The following is a 17,280-nucleotide window of genomic DNA, read 5'->3' as shown; positions in this document are numbered from 1 at the left end:
TGAGGCCCCACCCTCTGAATTCGTCTAATGTTCGTCTCCAGTGGCATCGGCCACAGGAAAACATACTTACATAGAGTACAGGGGTATTAATATGTTGAGGAAAAATCGTCTGACCATGGCAGTCTCGGCTGCTCTGGGCATGGGCGCCGCGGCTGTCCTGCCGCAGGTTGCCAGCGCCCAGGAACAGCTGCTGGTCGAGGAAGTGGTCGTTACCGGTTCCCGCATCCAGAAAGCCAACCTGGTATCCGCCAGCCCGGTCACCCAGGTTGACGCCGAAGACTTCAAATTCCAGGGTACCGTCCGGGTCGAAGACCTGATGAAGAACCTGCCGCAGGTGTACTCCAACCAGAACTCATCGACTTCCAACGGCGCTACCGGCACCGCGACCCTGAACCTGCGCAACCTCGGCGACGAGCGGACCCTGGTGCTGGTCAACGGCCGCCGCCTGCCCGCGGGCTCACCGCTGCAGGGCGGCATCGGCGCTGACATCAACCAGATCCCCGCCTCGCTGATCCAGCGCGTGGAAGTACTCACCGGTGGCGCCTCCGCTACCTACGGCTCCGACGCGGTAGCCGGCGTGGTCAACTTCATCATGGTGGACGATTTCGAAGGCGTCCAGTTTGACTACCAGTTCAGCCAGTACCAGCACGACAACGACAACGGCCGCGTCCAGGGTATCGTCGGCGATGCCGGCTTCCCCTTCCCCGACGGCAGCGAAACCGGCGGCGACATCCAGAGCTGGTCGCTGATCATGGGTGGCAATTTCGACAACGGCCGCGGTAACGTCACGGCCTACGCCACCTACCGTGAAATCGACCCAGTGCTGCAGAGCGAGCGCGACTACAGCGCCTGCGCCCTGAACAACCCCGGTACCGGCTGCTTCGGTTCCGGCACCAGCGCCGCGGGGACCTTCATCCCCGGCGACGGTAGCCAGGGTGTGTACCGGGTCTCCGGCAACCAACTGGTCGAGCCCACAGAAGTCTACAACTACGGTCCGCTGAACTACTACCAGCGCCCTGACGAGCGCTACACCGCCGGTGCCTTCGGCCGCTACCAGATCAACGAGCACGTCGAGACCTACACCGAGCTCATGTTCATGGACAACCAGACCAACGCGCAGATCGCGCCGTCCGGCGCCTTCTTCCTGAGCGTGCCGATCGCCTGTGACAACCCGTTCCTGTCAGACCAACAAGTCGGCGCCATCTGCGGTGACTACGGCCTCGGTATGGATGACACCCAGACTGTCGTCATCGGTCGCCGCAACGTCGAGGGCGGCCCCCGTAACCAGGACCTGCGTCACACCTCCTTCCGCGGTGTACTGGGCTTCCGCGGCGACATCAACGAAACCTGGCGCTATGACGTTTCGGGCCTGTATTCCGAAGTGAGCATGGAAAACACCTACAACAACGACCTGTCCAACGCCAAGATCCTCAAGGCCCTGAACGCGGTAGAGGACCCTGACACCGGTGCAACCGTCTGTGCCTCCGTCCTCGACGGCACCGACCCCAACTGCGTGCCCTGGAACCTCTGGACCGAGGGCGGCGTTACCCAGGAGGCAACCGATTACCTGTCGCTGCCCCTGTTCGCCCGCGGCACCACCACCCAGAAGGTCTTCAACGGCTTTATCGCCGGTAGCCTCGGGGACTACGGCGTCAAGCTGCCTTCCGCCAACAACGGCGTCGAGGTCGTTATCGGCGCTGAATACCGCAAGGAAGAGCTGAACTTCAACCCGGATGAAGGTTTCCGTCTCGGCCTTGGCGCTGGCCAGGGTGGCGCCACTGTTGCTGTTGAGGGCGCCGCCTACGATGTCAATGAATTCTTCTTCGAGGCCAGCGTCCCGCTGGTAGAAGGCGCCGCCTACGCCGAAGAAGTGACTCTGGACCTCGGCTACCGCTACTCTGACTACTCCACCGACGTGACCACCGATACCTACGGTATCCGTGCCGGTTGGGCCATCAACCAGGACGTCAAACTGCGCGCCAGCTTCCAGCGCGCGGTGCGTGCAGCCAACCTCCGCGAGCTGTTCCGGCCCCAGGGCCTCAACCTGTTCGACATGGACGTGGACCCCTGTGGCGGTGCAACCCCGGATCGCAGCTTCGAAGATTGCGCCCGTACCGGTGTCACCGCCGCACAGTACGGCAACATCCTCAACTCCTTCGCGGGCCAGTACAATCAACTTGAGGGCGGCAACACGGAACTGGACCCGGAAGAGTCCGATACCTACTCGGTGGGCTTTATCTGGTCGCCGGCATTTGTTGAGGGCCTGGTCCTGAGCGTCGACTACTACACCATCGAAATCGAGAAAGGCATCGACAACCTGGGCGCAGAATTCACTCTCAATCAATGTCTGGACGGCAACGACTCCCAGTGCGAGAAAATTCGCCGCGGCCCCCTCGGTGACCTGTGGATCGGTTCCGATGTCAACGTCAGCGGCCGGGTATCTGCCCTGCTTGACAACCTTGCCATCGAGGAAGTCAAGGGCTGGGACATCATCGCTGACTACGATGTAAGCATCGGTGACATGGGTACCCTGATGTTCAACAACACCATGTCGATCATCGATACCTGGGACCAGCAGGAGCTCGAGGGTGCACCGGTTGTGGATTGCAAAGGTAACTGGGGCGGCGAGTGTGGCTACCCCACGCCCGACTTCCGCAACAACCTGCGCGCCACCTGGATGACTCCCTGGGACGTCACCGTGAGCGGCTACTGGCGCCACATCAGCAAAGTGACCGATCTGAACGGCAACCTGAACCTGCCCTCAGTCAACTACTTTGACATCGCTGGTTCCTGGGACGTCATGGACGGCGCCTCGATCCGTCTGGGCGTGAACAACGTCTTTGACAAAGAGCCGCCGATTGCTGGTAACGCTGCCGGGCCGTCCATCAACGGTAACGGCAACACGTTCCCCGGCATGTACGACGCACTGGGTCGCTACATGTTCGTGGGCGTCAGCGTCAGCTTCTAAATCCGGAATCGAGTGCAGTCCGCCCCGCGGGCTGCACTCCTGGATGCAGATATAACCCGGCTACCCTGCCGGGTTTTTTTTAAGCAGGGCACACGCTCTGCCCATGTTTGACCTTTACCCCGGAGCGGAGGACACTGCTTTGGAAATTCAGGAGGATCTATGAAAACTATCATGACGACAATCGCTGCGAGTACCCTGCTGGCCCTGCTCGCGGGCTGTGCCGGAACCAGCGGTTCGAGCAGCAGCGCCGCTACTGGCGGTAACGCCGCCCAGGCGGTCGCCAGCAATGAAGGCGTCACCTGCAAAACCGTGATCAAGACCGGCACCCGGCTGGGCACCCGCGTCTGCAAGAAAGACGAAGTGTGGGCACAGGAAGCCGGGGACAGCCGCGACGCGATCAACGACATCCAGCGCAACAGCGCCCAGAGTGCGGGCCCTGCGGGCGGCTAGCACCGGCCATTGCAGCCCGCTACGGCGGGCTCAGTCCCGAGCCAGTACCAGCGTCCAGGCGGCGGGCAGTGTACTCCCCGTCACCGCCAGCTGGTCGCGCTGCACCAGCCTGAAACCCCGGGATACAACCCGATCGATCAGCGTATCCAGTGTGGAATGGCTCCAGGCGGCATCCAGCATGCTTTGCATGCGCCCACTATAAGCCTCAAGTTCCGCTGCCATACCGGTGAGCCACTGCAGGATGTCGCCGGGTTCGTAGGCGGACATCCGGCGATACATGTGGGCGATATCCTGGTACAGCTGCTGCAGCAGGCCCCCCGCAACGGCGGGCCCGCGATCGCGCAACAACTGCTCGAGTCCACGCACGGCCGGGGTGAAAGCGCGCTCCGCTGCGCGGAATTCGTCGGGTGAGCACTGACCCCGGTTGAGGGCGAATCCCGCGGCAAAAGCCTCCCGCGCCAGCCCCAGGATATTCAGCGATTGCAGCGCGGCCACGGTATCCCGGTTGTATTCACACTCGCGGTAAATGGCGCCCTCGTGAACGTGGACCAGCAGCGCCATCACCCCCCCCGGCGCTAGCAGCCCCGCAGCTTCCTCAAGCGCCGCGTTACCCGCGTATTCGAGCCCGAACTGGCTGACCACGAGGTCGAAGCTGGCCGCCGCCAGGGGCAGGCACGCGGCGTCCGCCGCCACGCAGGGGCAGCCGGGGTAACGCCGCTGCAGATCGAGCAGCGCACTCAGGGAAAAGTCGCTGCAATGAACGCGCAGCTCCGGGACCAGGCGGCGAGCGTGGCCGGTCACCGCGCCATTGCCGCAGGCGAGGTCCAGTATCGCCGGGGCCGTGCGCGCGGCCAGTTCACGGCGAAAGAACTCCTCCCAGAACCGGGCCAGTACCGGCTCCTGCGCCCCGCCTTCCTTGTGCGCGGCATTCTCGTGAGTACCGCGCCAGTAGGTATCCCAGAAGCCCGCCGAATGCGGCCCCGCCTCCAAACTGCTCACGATGCCTGGTACGTCTTGACGGCCTGCAGCATGGTCGAGACCCAGTGTCGTTCGCTGTCGCTGAGCTCGGGCCGCCAGATATCGAACAGCAATACCACGCGCGCCTCCCGGCTCTGGTTCCAGGCCTCGTGTTCCATGCTGTCATCGAATACCAGCAGCTCGCCCTCCCGCCAGGACCTGCTGTCGTTACCGACACGGAGTTCCCCGCAGTTCTGCGGGACCACCAGCGGCAGGTGACAGATCAGGCGGCTGTTCACGGCACCGTGATGGGGTTCGATCCGCGCCCCCGGCGCCAGCTTGGAAAACAGCACCGAGGGCATTTGCCCGGGAATCAGGCACAGCGGCACCCCGGCCAGCGCCGCCATGGTACGGGGGCAGCGGCTGGCCACCTCTTCCACCAGAGTACCCTCGCGCCACAGGTAACAGGCGCTCCAGTCCATGCTGTCGAAATTGCGGCTGGTATTCAGGCGGGGGCGGTTAGCGTCGGACTCCAGGTAGGGTTCGAACTGTTCTGGGCCGGACATCAGGCCCAACAGTTCCTCCCGGATCGCATCGGTGTGTGCCTCCAGTCCCGCCACCCAGGAAAATTCGCTGCGCTCGTAGAAAGCCCGCTGGGGCAGACCGGGAAAATAGTAGCGGGTCGGCTGCTGCAACTGGACCGGCAGCTTGCCACAGGCAATATCCAGCGACTCGGCGAAACGGGGATTGTCGCGGCGCGTGAAGCCGGCGGCCTCCATTTCCTCCAGCAGGTAGTTCTCGTAGTGCGCTGCCCAGCGATCGGAAACCTCCCGGGCCCGGTTTACTCCCTGGGCGACATCCGGCGGTACCTGTTGCATGCCAGCGGCGACCCGCAGCGCCGCCTGGTAGAAACCGAGGGCGATCCTCGGCTGATCCATGCGGTCCAGATGGTCTGCCTTGAACAGCAGCGCGCGGATATTGCGCGGCTCCAGCGCCAGGGCCTGGTCGACCGCCGCCAGGGCGTCGTCCGGCCGCTCCAGATTGACCCGGGCAAAGGCGAGTGCAAGCCAGGTGGCGGCAGCAACCGGGCCGTTCTCGACCAGCTGTTGCAGGCGCTGTTCCGCCTCTGCCGCCCTGCCGGCGCGCAGCGCCGCCAGGGCCTCCTGCAGACCCTGTCCACTGTCGTTACTCATCGCTGACTTCCCCCCCACGTCGGGCAGTGGCCACAGTGTAAAAAGGTCAGGCGCGATAGCTGGCTCGGCATCTGGTGATCCAATTGAAAAGGCAGGTCTCGAAGCTGCCCATGGTACCAGAATCAAACTGTGGTTGGCCCCGCAGGGCAGGCGTCAGCGGGCGACCAGCAGGTCCAGCTTGTTGCGGTAGCGCAGCTGGTGCGCGGCGTCGGCATGGCGGGCGGCCAGCTCGAACTGCGCCCTGGCCGCGGGCAACTTGCCCTGGCGCAGGTAGGTCAGACCGAGCAGGCGGTAAAACTCGTGTTCGCCCGGTTCCCGGCGAATGGCGGTCAGCAGGAACTGGCGCGCACTGACGTAGTCCGCCCCGGCATAGGCCTCTTCCGCCAGGTGAAACAGGTAGTAGGGGTTGCGAAGTCTGAACAATTGCACCCGATCGCGGTACCAGGCGCTCAGTTCCGCCTCTCCCAGCTGTGCGTAGAGCCGCGCCAGGTTGCTGTTGGCGGCCGCCTCATCGCCGATCGCCACAGCGTGCAGATAGCCGGCCTCGGCAGCCGCAAGGTCGCCCTGACGCCGATACAGGGTGCCGAGGTTGGTCCACACGTGCGCGGCGTAAGGTTGCAGCCCAAGGGCGGCGCGAAAATGGAGAAACGCCCGCTCTGTCTCCCCCTGCTCCATCCAGTGCACGCCCATATTGTTGTGGTAGCGCGCCAGGGCCTCCTCATCACTCAGCAGCCAGCGCTGGAAGTCGCGGTCGTAGTCCCCGAGATTGAAGTCAACCACCTGCTCGCCCACAGGCAATTTGACCAGGGCATTGATGTGCAGGTTGTACATCCAGGTGTCGCCGTCCACAGTCCAGGATGGCGGAATCTCAACCTCCTGGTAGTGTGCTTTGATGCCGGCTTCCCTGGCGAGAGCAACGAACAGGTTGGTAAACGACATGCAGTTGCCTTCCCGGGCATAGAAGGCTTCTTCTGCGGTATAGGTCCTGAAGTTGTCGTAGCGCAGTTCGAGTCCATCCTGCAGCAGCGCCTGCAGGATCAATTCAATGGTGCGCGTGGGCCCAAGTCCAGCGGGCACATGGTGGTGCAGGAAGGCTCGCATGTCGTCGTTGACCGCGGTCAGCTGCACCGGCCGCGGCGCCGCGTCGCGGCCTATCCCAAGCCGCTCTCCGCTCAGCAGCTCGGCGTGGCTGACCGCCGGCGCACGCGCTCCCGGCGGCTGTACGGCGCAGGCCGCCAGCGACAGGGCGAGGGCGAGGGCGAGGGCCAGGGTCACGGCGGCCAGAACGGGGGGGCGTGTCTTCCTGATCATGTAAGGACTCATAGCCATCCTCGCCACGGTTAGAGTTCTCAGCATAGCACTTTGCGGCGGAGATGCCCCCGGTGCCCTTAACGCCCACCCTGCTGAGAGGGTACACTGGACGCCCCTGCCCAGGAGCACTCATGGACACCGTATCCGCCTTCGTTACCCTGCTGTTCGTGATGGACCCGCTGGGCAATATTCCGGTATTCCTCGCCGTGCTGAAGGATGTGGAGGCGAAGCGGCGCCAGTGGGTCATCTTTCGCGAAATGCTGATCGCCCTGGTTGTGCTGCTGCTGTTCCTCTATGCGGGGTCAGCGATGCTCGACCTGCTCAACCTGCGCCAGGAATCCATCAGCATCGCCGGCGCGATCATCCTGTTCCTCATCGCCCTGCGGATGATTTTCCCCAACCCCCATGGCGTGATGGGCGATACCCCCGACGGCGAGCCTTTCATTGTGCCGCTCGCCATCCCCATGGTCGCGGGACCCTCGGCGCTGGCGATTACCATGCTGCTGGTCCATAAGGACCCGGCGCGGATGCTGGACTGGACCTTCGCCGTGGTCGGCGCCTGGGGCGTCTGCGCCATTCTGCTGCTGGCATCCCCCCTCTTGCTGCGCGCGCTGGGAGCGCGGGGGCTTATCGCCATGGAGCGGCTGATGGGGATGATCCTGGTGATTATCTCGGTGCAGATGTTTTTTGACGGGGTGCAGAAGTTCCTCAGCCTGGCGGCGGCGTAACTGGCCGCGGGTCGCGGGCCGCGTCACCCGGGCCCCGAATCTGGATCTGGCAACAACATCGCGGCCTTACCAACCAAGGTATCTATCAACCACCTTCAGGTATCTCTCCCGCAAAGGCTGCGACTCGTTGGCCAGCTGGTGCCCGGCCCCATGCACCAGCTCGATCCGCAGCCCCGGGAACAGCTTGCCATAGCGCGGCAGGTTGTAGCGCCAGTCCACGGTAGTGTCGGCATCGCCCTGGACCAGCAGCGCCGGCCCCACGCCCAGGTCCTGCAGCGGCAGCTCCGCCAGCCAGCGGCGCAGGGCACCGACCCAGCTCAGGTGAATGCGGTGGGACTGCAGCGGATCGCGGCGGACAAATGCCAGAAAGTCCCGATCGCCGGAGTTGTCGGCAAAACCCCGGGGCACGGTGTCCACAAAGCGGTGCACCAGGCTATGGGCGCCGCGCACCCGCCACCAGCCCGCGGGGCGCAGCAGCGGCGCGAGCAGCACGGTGCCGCTGAAAGGCCAGGGGGGATGGTGGCGGGCGAACTCGATCAGGGCGGCGCCGCCGGTGCTCTGGGCCATCGCCTGCCAGGGCAGATCCGGCAACTCGACTGCAGCCAGTACGTCGCGGATGGCGTCACCGTATTCGCGAAAGGCTCCTATTCCGACCGGGGTACCGGTGGACAGGCCGTGGCCCGGCAGATCAAAGGCGACAACGTTACAGCCCCGGGCCAGGGCGTGGCGGATCAGGTGGCGATAAAGGCCAACGTGATCCAGGTAGCCGTGCACCAACAGCAGGTTGTGGCGGGCGCCGACTCGCTGCCAGCAGTGCACTGCCAGGCGGTAGTGGCCGCTTGCCACGGTGCCGATCCGGTAATCCACACCCGGCAGCTGCCGGCGAAAAACCAGACCGTAGAACTCAAGGTATTCGTCAAGGCCCGGTAGGGGGCGCGCCTCCCCAAGCGGTGGCAGGGCCTTGCCCAGCGCTCGCAGGGCCTCGCGGTCGGGACGCGCCACGGCGTCTTGTCAGTTGACCTTGGGGTCCAGCTGGCCTGCGTCGTAGGCTTCCTGCATGGCGATCAGGGAGCGAACCTTGATCTTGTCCGCCTGGCCGGCGGTGCCAAAAGCCTCGTAGCGGGCAATGCAGATGTCCTTCATCGCCACCGTGGTCGCAGCGAGGAACTTGCGCGGATCAAACTCGGCGGGGTGCTGGGCCAGGAAGCGACGCACCGCACCGGTGGACGCCAGCCGCAGGTCGGTGTCGATATTGATCTTGCGCACGCCGTGGCGGATACCCTCCTGGATCTGCTCTACCGGTACACCGTAGGTTTCGGGAATTTCGCCGCCGAACTCGTTGATGATGGCCAGCCACTCCTGCGGCACCGAGGACGAGCCATGCATCACCAGATGGGTTCCGGGAATGCGGGCATTGATCTCCTTGATCCGGTCGATGGCGAGGATATCCCCCGTGGGTGGGCGGCTGAACTTGTAGGCACCGTGGCTGGTGCCGCAGGCGATGGCGAGGGCATCGACGCCGGTGGCCTTGACGAAGGCAGCGGCCTCTTCCGGGTCGGTCAACAGCTGCTCGTGGCTCAGGGTGCCGGCCGCGCCGACGCCGTCTTCCTCACCAGCCTGGCCGGTTTCCAGCGACCCCAGGCAGCCCAGCTCGCCCTCGACAGAAACCCCGCAGGCGTGTGCCATCTCCACCACCTTCCGGGTAACGCCCACGTTGTAGTCGTAATCCATGGGCGTCTTGCCGTCCACACCCAGTGAGCCGTCCATCATCACCGAGCTGAAGCCCAGCTGGATGGAACGCTGGCACACCGCCGGGGATACGCCGTGGTCCTGGTGCATCACTACCGGAATATGCGGAAATTCCTCGATCGCGGCCTGGATCAGGTAGCGCAGGAAGGGTGCCCCGGCGTATTTGCGGGCGCCGGCGCTGGCCTGCATGATCACCGGGGAATTGGTGGCATCGGCCGCCTCCATGATGGCCCGGGTCTGTTCCAGGTTGTTGACGTTAAAGGCGGGCACGCCGTAGCCGTGTTCGGCGGCGTGGTCCAGCAACTGACGCATACTGATAAGAGCCATGGAAAAATCCTCGATGGGTTGCTGGCGGAGGCGCTGCCCTCAGGCATCCTCTCCGCGTTGTTGGAGAATGGCGACCGCGGGCAGGGTCTTGCCTTCCACATATTCCAGGAAGGCGCCGCCGCCGGTCGAGATGTAGGAAACTTTGTCCGCAATGCCGTACTTGTCGATTGCCGCCAGGGTGTCGCCGCCGCCCGCCAGGGAGAACGCGGGGCTGTCGGCGATGGCGCGTGCCAGGGCCTCGGTGCCGCCACCGAACTGGTCGAATTCGAAAACACCGACAGGGCCGTTCCAGAGTATGGTGCCGGCGCCGGCGAGGACCGCGGCAATGGCGGCGGCAGCCTGCGGACCGATGTCAAAAATCATGTCGTCCTCAAGCACCGCGTCAGCGGATTTGGTTTCCGCCGCCGCGGTAGCCGAGAACTCCTTGCCAGTAACCACATCCTCCGGTAACGGGATGCTGGTCTTTGCCATCAGGGCCCGTGCCGCCGGGATAAGGTCGTGCTCACACAGGGACTTGCCCACCGGTTTGCCACTGGCGGCCAGGAAAGTGTTGGCGATGCCGCCGCCAACCACCAGCTGGTCGACCTTGTCGGCGAGATTTTCCAGCACGGTCAGTTTGGTGGAGACCTTGGAGCCGCCGACAATTGCCACCAGGGGCCGGGCCGGATTGGCCAGGGCCTGCTGCAGCGCCGACAGCTCTGCAGCCAGCAACGGCCCGGCGCAGGCGATCGGGGCAAAGCGGGCTACCCCGTGAGTTGAGGCCTGCGCGCGGTGGGCAGTGCCAAACGCATCCATCACGAAAATATCGCAGAGTGCGGCGTAGGTCCTGGCCAGCGCCTCGTCGTTCTTTTTCTCACCCGGGTTGAAGCGCACGTTTTCCAGCAGGGCGACCTCGCCGTCGGCCAGGTCAACCCCGTCCCGCCACTCGGTCAGCAAGCCCACCGGCTGGCCCAGCAGCTCCGCCAGATGCGCGGCAACCGGCGCCAGGGAGAATTCTTCCGCGAACACACCCTCCTCCGGCCGCCCGAGATGGGACATCAGCAGCACCCTGGCACCCGCCGCAGCCGCCTGGCGGATCGTCGGCAGGGCGGCGCGAATACGGGCGTCGCTGCTGACCGCACCGTCGTGTAGCGGCACGTTGAGGTCCTCGCGGATCAATACCCGCTTGCCGGCAAGATCCAGATCTGTCATCAGTATCATCACTGCTCTCCAGCGCTGTTGTTCAGCTTACAGGCCGCCCCACGTCGCAGCCACATCCAGCATGCGGTTGGCGTAGGCCCATTCATTGTCGAACCAGGTAAGCACTTTGACCAGTTGCTCGCCGCTGACCCGGGTCTGGCTGGCATCGACGATGCTGGAACGCGGGTCGTGGTTGAAGTCACAGGATGCCAGCGGTTCGATGGTAAAGCCAAGCACGCCGTGATACCTGGTCGCCGCGGCCTCACGGAGGATGCGGTTCACGGCCTGCTCGCTGGTGGGCTGGCTTACCAGCGCGGTGAGATCCATCGCCGAGACATTCAGGGTCGGGACCCGCAGGGCCTGTGCGGTGAAGCATCCGGCCAGTGTCGGCAGGATTCGCTCAATGCCCCTGGCCAGCGCGGTATCCACCGGGATAATCGACTGGGCCGCGGCGCGGGTCTTGCGCAAATCCGTGTGGTGGTAGGCATCCAGCACCGGCTGGTCATTCATGGCTGAGTGGATGGTGGTAATGGTGCCGTTGACGATGCCCAGGACCGAGTCCAGGGCGTGAATGACCGGCACGATACCGTTGGTGGTGCAGGAGGCGGCGGACACGATCTGGTGCTCCGCGCGCAGTGTATCGTGGTTGATGCCATACACCACGGTCGCATCCACATCACCCTGTGCCGGCTGCGAGAACAACACCTTGGCGGCCCCGCCACGCAGGTGCAGCTCGGCTGTGCCACGGTCGCTGAAGGCGCCAGTACATTCCAGCACCATATCCACCCCCAGGTCAGCCCAGGGCAGTTTTGCCACATCGGGCTGGCTCAACAGGGCAATGCGATCTCCCGCTACCCGCAGTTCACCGACATCGCCCTCCAGCGGCTGGCCGAAGCGCCCGTGGGTGCTGTCGTAGCGAGTCAGGTGCAGGACCGTGCGGGCGTCGGCCAGCTCGTTGATGGCAACGACCTGCAGCCGGTCCCGCAGTGGCCCCTCGTACAGGGCGCGCAGGATACTGCGCCCTATGCGGCCATAACCGTTGATGGCAAGGCGCAGCATGGCGCTAATCCTCGAGCAGGACCTCTTCCGCCACCGCCACCACATTGTCGACGGTGAAGCCGAATTGGCGCATGAGATCGGCCGCGGGTGCTGACTCGCCGAAGGTGGTCATGCCCACCACCCGACCGTCGAGGCCAACGAACTTGTACCAGTAGTCCGCGTGCCCGGCTTCCACCGCTACCCGGGCCAGCACGTCGCTGGGCAGGACCTGTTCGCGGTAGCTGGCATCCTGCTCCATAAACAGCTCGGCACAGGGCATGGAAACGACCCGCACCTGCCTGCCTGCTGCGGCCAGGGTCGCCGCGGCTTCTACCGCGAGCTGCACTTCGGAGCCCGTGGCGATCAGGATCAGCTCCGGATGCCGGTCGCAATCCACCAGGGTATAGGCGCCGCGGGCTATCGCGGCCACCTGCTCCGGATCGCGGGCCTGGTGGGCGAGATTCTGCCGCGAAAACACCAGTGCGGTGGGCCCCTGGCTGCGCTCCAGCGCCGTTTTCCAGGACACCGCGGATTCCACCGTGTCGCAGGGGCGCCAGGTATGCAGGTTCGGGGTGGTCCGCAGGGATGTGAGCTGCTCCACCGGCTGGTGGGTCGGGCCGTCTTCACCGAGCCCGATGGAGTCGTGGGTGTAGACCAGAATGGAGCGCAACTTCATCAGCGCCGCCATGCGCACGGCATTGCGGGCGTATTCCATGAAAATCAGGAAGGTGGCGCCGTAGGGCACAAAGCCACCGTGCAGGGCGATACCGTTCATGATGGCGGTCATCCCGAATTCGCGCACACCGTAGTAGATGTAGTTGCCCCCGGCATCGGCGCTGCCGACACCCCTGGCCCCGGTCCACAGGGTCAGGTTGGAACCGGCGAGGTCGGCGGAGCCGCCCAGAAGCTCGGGAAGCAGCGGCCCCAGCGCGTTGAGGCAGTTCTGGGAAGCCTTGCGCGAGGCAATGGTCTGGCCATCGGCCTGGCACTGGTCCACCCAGGCCTGGGCCCGCGCGGAAAAGTCCTCCGGCAGATCACCGGCCAGGCGTCGCCGCAGCTCTGCGGCAAGGTCCGGATGAGCGCTGGTGTAGGCCGCCATGGCGTCCTCCCAGTTCTGCTCGCGGGTGGCACCGGCGGGACGCGCGTCCCAGCCGCCGTAAACATCCTCGGGAATCTCGAACGGCGCGTGGTGCCAGCCCAGTGCTTCACGGGTTGCGGCGATCTCCTCCGCGCCCAGCGGCGCCCCGTGGCAGGACTCCGAGCCCTGTTTGTTCGGGGCGCCCTTGCCGATGATGGTCTTGCAGCAAATCAGGGTCGGCTTGCTGCCTTCGGCGCGTGCGGTTTCCAGGGCCTGGCGGATTTCCACGGGATCGTGGCCGTCGACGCTGGAAATGACCTGCCAGCCGTAGGCGCGGAACCTGGCCGGCGTGTCGTCGGTGAACCAGCCTTCCACCTCGCCGTCGATGGAGATGCCGTTGTCATCGTAGAAAGCGATCAACTTGCCGAGGCCAAGCGTACCGGCCAGCGAGCAGGCCTCGTGGGAAATTCCTTCCATCAGGCAGCCATCGCCGGCAAACACGTAGGTGTAGTGGTCAATAACCTCGTGGCCCGGACGATTGAACTGGGCCGCCAGCACCCGTTCCGCCAGCGCCATGCCGACGGCATTGGTGAGACCCTGGCCCAGGGGACCAGTCGTGGTCTCGATCCCCGGCGCGTAGCCGTATTCCGGGTGGCCGGCAGTGAGACTGTGCAGCTGGCGAAAATTCTGCAGCTCATGCATCGGAAGATCGTAGCCGCTCAGGTGCAGCAGTGAGTACAGCAACATGGACCCGTGGCCATTGGAGAGCACGAAACGGTCGCGGTTGGGCCAGTGTGGATTGGCCGGATTGTGTTGCAGGAAGTCGTTCCACAGCACCTCGGCAATATCCGCCATGCCCATGGGCGCACCCGGGTGACCGCTGTTGGCGCGCTGGACGGCGTCCATGCTGAGGGCTCGGATGGCATTGGCAAGTTCATTACGGGCTGGCATCGGCAACTCCATGGCGGAAAGCGTTGAGGGTCTTGCGACAGAAGGGGCGGTATTTTCGCGTAAGCAGCCGCTAACGGCAAACAAATCACCAAACATTTGGCCAATACAGCGGCCCCGCTTGCCGGGGGCCGCATCTATATCAAAATCTTTTGATATAGATGCGGTCGCCTGCTACACTCCCGCGCCATGATACTCGCCGTCAGTCCACAAGCTGCAGCCGGGACCTCCCCGGACTCGCGCATTGAGGCACTCGCCAGCCTGTGCAAGGCCAGTGCGGATCCCCTGCGCCTGCAAATCCTGCGGGTGCTGCGCAAGGACTCCTTCGGCGTCTCCGAACTCTGCACCCTGTTCGACATGCGCCAGCCGGCCTTGAGCCATCATCTAAAGGTGCTGGCCGGCGCCGGGCTGGTAGCCACCCGCCGCGAGGGCAATTCCATTTTCTACCGGCGCAGCGAACTCGGCCAACAGCCGGGACTGGATGCCGTGCAGCAACAAATCTTCGATACGCTGGATGCCCAGGCCCTGCCCGCCGCTCTGGCTCACCGCCTGGCCGCGGTACAGGAGCAGCGGGAAACCAATTCCCGGCACTTTTTTCGCGACAACGCCCACAAGTTCCGCCAGCAACAGGACCTCATCGCGAGCTATGAGCAGTACGCGGACACCGTGGCCCAGATCCTGCGGGATGCTCCGCTGCCGCGCCCGGATACGGCTCTCGAGGTAGGCCCAGGCGATGGCAGCTTCCTCGCCGAACTGAGTCCCCGGTTCCGGCGGGTCATCGCCCTCGACAATGCCGCGACCATGCTGGACCGGGCCAGGAGCGCCGCCGCCGGGCTGGGCAATATCGAATTCATCCACGGCGATACCGGCCACGCCAGCCTCGCCGGGTTGCAGGCTGCTTGCGTGGTGATCAACATGGTGTTGCACCACACTCCCAGTCCCCAACAGATGCTGCGCGATGTGGCCGGCTGCCTCGCGCCAGGCGGGGTCGTGCTGGTCACCGACCTGTGTCGTCACGACCAGGCCTGGGCGCGGGAGAACTGCGGCGATCTCTGGCTGGGCTTCGACCCCGAAGAGCTCGCGAGCTGGGCCCGGGAAGCGGGCCTGACGGACATTGCCAGCGTCTATCTGGCACAACGCAACGGTTTTCAGATCCAGGTGCGCCTGTTTGGCCACCCACACACAACAAGGAATGCGGTATGAGCGAGTACGCCATTTTCACCTCAGAGTCGGTTTCCGAGGGACATCCGGACAAGATGGCCGATCAGATTTCCGATGCCATCCTCGACGAGATCCTGAAGGATGACCGGGATGCACGGGTCGCCGTGGAAACCCTGGTCAAGACCGGTATGGTGGTGATCGCCGGCGAGGTGACCACCAACACCTACGTCGATCTTGAGGACGTGGTGCGCAACGTGGTGCTGGATATCGGCTACAACAGCTCCAGAGTCGGCTTCGACGGCGCCTCCTGCGCCGTGCTCAACGCGATCGGCAAGCAGAGCCCCGATATCGCCCGCGGCGTCGACGAGAGCACGGAAAAAGAACAGGGCGCCGGCGACCAGGGCCTGATGTTCGGCTACGCCACCAATGAAACCGACACCCTGATGCCCGCTCCCATCTTTTACGCCCACCGCCTGGTGGAGCGCCAGGCTGAGCTGCGCAAGCACGGCACCCTGCCCTGGCTGCGGCCCGACGCCAAAAGCCAGGTCACCCTGCGCTATGAGAACGGTATCCCGGTCGGGGTTGACGCGGTCGTGCTCTCCACCCAGCACGACGAAGCCATCAGCCAGGCCGATATCCACCTGGCGGTGATGGACCTGATCATCAAGGAGGTCCTGCCCGAGGCCTGGCTGGGGCCAGACACCCGCTACCACATCAATCCTACCGGCCAGTTCATTATCGGCGGCCCCGTGGGTGACTGCGGTCTCACCGGGCGCAAGATCATCGTCGACACCTACGGCGGCATGGCCCGTCACGGCGGCGGCGCTTTCTCCGGCAAGGACCCGTCCAAGGTCGACCGCTCCGCAGCCTACGCCGGTCGCTACGTGGCCAAGAACATCGTCGCCGCAGGCCTCGCCGACCGCTGCGAGATCCAGGTCTCCTACGCCATTGGCGTCGCTGAGCCGACCTCGATCTCGGTCAATACATTCGGTACCGGCAAGCTGTCGGACGCCACCATCGTCAAGCTGGTACGTGAGCATTTTGACCTGCGGCCCAAGGGCATCGTGGACATGCTGGATCTGAAGCGGCCCATTTACCGTAAAACTGCGGCGTATGGTCACTTTGGGCGCGAGGACGCGGATTTCACCTGGGAGCGGACCGACAAGGCGGAGGTATTGCGGGCAGCGATGTAACGCGGACGCCGGCGGGCAAGCGGGGCCGCGCTACCAAGCACCAGACACAGGAACACGGAACACGGAACACGGAACACGGAACATAAAACAGTAACTATCGAATCAACCAGCAGGAAGGACATGACTATGAGCACAGCCACCAAACTCGACACCAAGCCCGACTACAAAGTAGCCGATATCAGCCTCGCCGACTGGGGCCGCCGTGAACTGGATATCGCCGAAACCGAGATGCCTGCACTGATGGCCATGCGGGAGAAATACCGCGCCAGCCAGCCGCTGGCCGGTGCAAAAATCCTCGGCTGCATACACATGACCATCCAGACCGGCGTGCTGATCGAGACCCTGATAGAACTGGGCGCGGAAGTACGCTGGTCCTCCTGCAACATCTTCTCCACCCAGGATCACGCCGCCGCTGCGATCGCAGCCGCCGGCATCCCCGTCTTTGCCTGGAAAGGCGAGACCGAGGAGGAGTATGAGTGGTGCATCGAGCAGACCATTCTCAAGGATGGCAAGCCCTGGGACGCGAACATGGTCCTGGACGACGGCGGTGACCTGACCTCCATGCTGCACCAGAACTACCCCGCAATGCTGGACCGCATCCACGGTGTTACCGAAGAAACCACCACCGGCGTGCACCGCCTGCAGGAAATGCTGGCGCGCGGCGAGCTGAAAATCCCTGCGGTGAACGTGAACGACTCCATCACCAAATCCAAGAACGACAACAAGTACGGCTGTCGGCACAGCCTCAACGACGCAATCAAGCGCGGCACCGACCACCTGCTGGCGGGGAAGAAGGCACTGGTGATTGGCTATGGCGACGTCGGCATGGGTTGGGCCCAGTCCCTGCGCCAGGAAGGAATGTTTGTGCTTATCACCTACCTCGACCCCATTTGCGCCATGCAGGCCTGCATGGACGGGTATGAGGTGGTCTCCCCTTTCATCGACGGCCTCAATACCGGCAATGCTGACTCCATCGACCACAGCATCCTCGGCAACGTCG

14 protein-coding genes are annotated in these 17,280 nt (G+C 64.3%); 6 read left to right on the top strand and 8 right to left on the bottom strand.

What is annotated here, in order from left to right; all coding sequences use genetic code 11:
* The first annotated feature begins 91 nt into the window (after positions 1 to 91).
* Together RJQ10_RS08665 and RJQ10_RS08660 are read left to right on the top strand one after the other, a co-directional pair.
* Positions 92 to 2,968: a TonB-dependent receptor domain-containing protein gene (locus tag RJQ10_RS08665; protein WP_350145633.1), complete on the top strand. Its 2,877-nt coding sequence runs from the start codon at positions 92 to 94 to the stop codon at positions 2,966 to 2,968.
* A 159-nt stretch (positions 2,969 to 3,127) separates the two neighbouring features.
* Positions 3,128 to 3,418, top strand: a complete 291-nt coding sequence (locus tag RJQ10_RS08660; protein ID WP_350145632.1) for a hypothetical protein — start codon at positions 3,128 to 3,130, stop codon at positions 3,416 to 3,418.
* Between the two features lie 30 nt (positions 3,419 to 3,448).
* On the opposite strand, the gene RJQ10_RS08655 is transcribed toward RJQ10_RS08660, so the two are convergent.
* The 3 genes from RJQ10_RS08655 to RJQ10_RS08645 form a co-directional block, all read right to left on the bottom strand.
* Positions 3,449 to 4,417, bottom strand: a complete 969-nt coding sequence (locus tag RJQ10_RS08655) for a class I SAM-dependent methyltransferase (protein WP_350145631.1) — start codon at positions 4,415 to 4,417, stop codon at positions 3,449 to 3,451.
* Positions 4,414 to 5,568, bottom strand: a complete 1,155-nt coding sequence (locus RJQ10_RS08650) for an aspartyl/asparaginyl beta-hydroxylase domain-containing protein (protein WP_350145630.1) — start codon at positions 5,566 to 5,568, stop codon at positions 4,414 to 4,416. Before RJQ10_RS08650 ends, RJQ10_RS08655 begins: the two co-directional genes overlap by 4 nt.
* A 153-nt stretch (positions 5,569 to 5,721) precedes the next feature.
* A complete protein-coding gene (locus RJQ10_RS08645; protein WP_350145629.1) occupies positions 5,722 to 6,879 on the bottom strand; it encodes a transglutaminase domain-containing protein in 1,158 nt (385 codons plus the stop codon).
* 131 nt (positions 6,880 to 7,010) lie between these two features.
* Here RJQ10_RS08645 and RJQ10_RS08640 point away from each other — a divergent pair, with 131 nt between their 5' ends.
* Positions 7,011 to 7,607 carry a YhgN family NAAT transporter gene (locus tag RJQ10_RS08640; protein WP_350145627.1) on the top strand — a complete coding sequence of 199 codons (597 nt, stop codon included), beginning with the start codon at positions 7,011 to 7,013 and terminating at the stop codon, positions 7,605 to 7,607.
* Between the two features lie 66 nt (positions 7,608 to 7,673).
* Here the strand turns inward: RJQ10_RS08640 and RJQ10_RS08635 are convergent, their stop codons facing one another.
* From RJQ10_RS08635 to tkt, 5 genes are read right to left on the bottom strand one after another with little or no spacing between them, the layout of a single operon-like run.
* Positions 7,674 to 8,609 carry an alpha/beta hydrolase gene (locus RJQ10_RS08635; protein ID WP_350145626.1) on the bottom strand — a complete coding sequence of 312 codons (936 nt, stop codon included), beginning with the start codon at positions 8,607 to 8,609 and terminating at the stop codon, positions 7,674 to 7,676.
* A 9-nt stretch (positions 8,610 to 8,618) separates the two neighbouring features.
* Positions 8,619 to 9,683, bottom strand: a complete 1,065-nt coding sequence (fba, locus tag RJQ10_RS08630; protein WP_350145625.1) for a class II fructose-bisphosphate aldolase — start codon at positions 9,681 to 9,683, stop codon at positions 8,619 to 8,621.
* 39 nt (positions 9,684 to 9,722) lie between these two features.
* Positions 9,723 to 10,874, bottom strand: a complete 1,152-nt coding sequence (locus RJQ10_RS08625) for a phosphoglycerate kinase (RefSeq protein ID WP_502880226.1) — start codon at positions 10,872 to 10,874, stop codon at positions 9,723 to 9,725.
* A gap of 36 nt (positions 10,875 to 10,910) precedes the next feature.
* A complete protein-coding gene (locus RJQ10_RS08620) occupies positions 10,911 to 11,921 on the bottom strand; it encodes a glyceraldehyde 3-phosphate dehydrogenase NAD-binding domain-containing protein (protein WP_350145623.1) in 1,011 nt (336 codons plus the stop codon).
* A gap of 4 nt (positions 11,922 to 11,925) precedes the next feature.
* The gene (tkt, locus tag RJQ10_RS08615) at positions 11,926 to 13,929 is read right to left on the bottom strand and encodes a transketolase (protein WP_350145622.1); all 2,004 of its coding nucleotides are present in this window, start codon (positions 13,927 to 13,929) and stop codon (positions 11,926 to 11,928) included.
* Between the two features lie 186 nt (positions 13,930 to 14,115).
* Here tkt and RJQ10_RS08610 point away from each other — a divergent pair, with 186 nt between their 5' ends.
* The 3 genes from RJQ10_RS08610 to RJQ10_RS08600 form a co-directional block, all read left to right on the top strand.
* Entirely contained in the window at positions 14,116 to 15,129 is a 1,014-nt protein-coding gene (locus tag RJQ10_RS08610; protein WP_350145621.1) for an ArsR/SmtB family transcription factor, read from the top strand.
* Positions 15,126 to 16,280, top strand: coding sequence for a methionine adenosyltransferase (gene metK, locus RJQ10_RS08605; protein ID WP_350145619.1), 1,155 nt, complete (start codon positions 15,126 to 15,128; stop codon positions 16,278 to 16,280). Before RJQ10_RS08610 ends, metK begins: the two co-directional genes overlap by 4 nt.
* 126 nt (positions 16,281 to 16,406) lie before the next feature.
* On the top strand, positions 16,407 to 17,280 hold an 874-nt coding region (locus tag RJQ10_RS08600), incomplete at its 3' end, for an adenosylhomocysteinase (RefSeq protein WP_350145617.1).

Origin of the sequence: Haliea sp., from assembly GCF_040222615.1 — a bacterium.
Taxonomy (GTDB): Bacteria; Pseudomonadota; Gammaproteobacteria; order Pseudomonadales; family Halieaceae; genus Haliea.
Note: the sequence above shows the minus strand (reverse complement) of the source record. Positions and strands in the feature narration are given on the sequence as shown.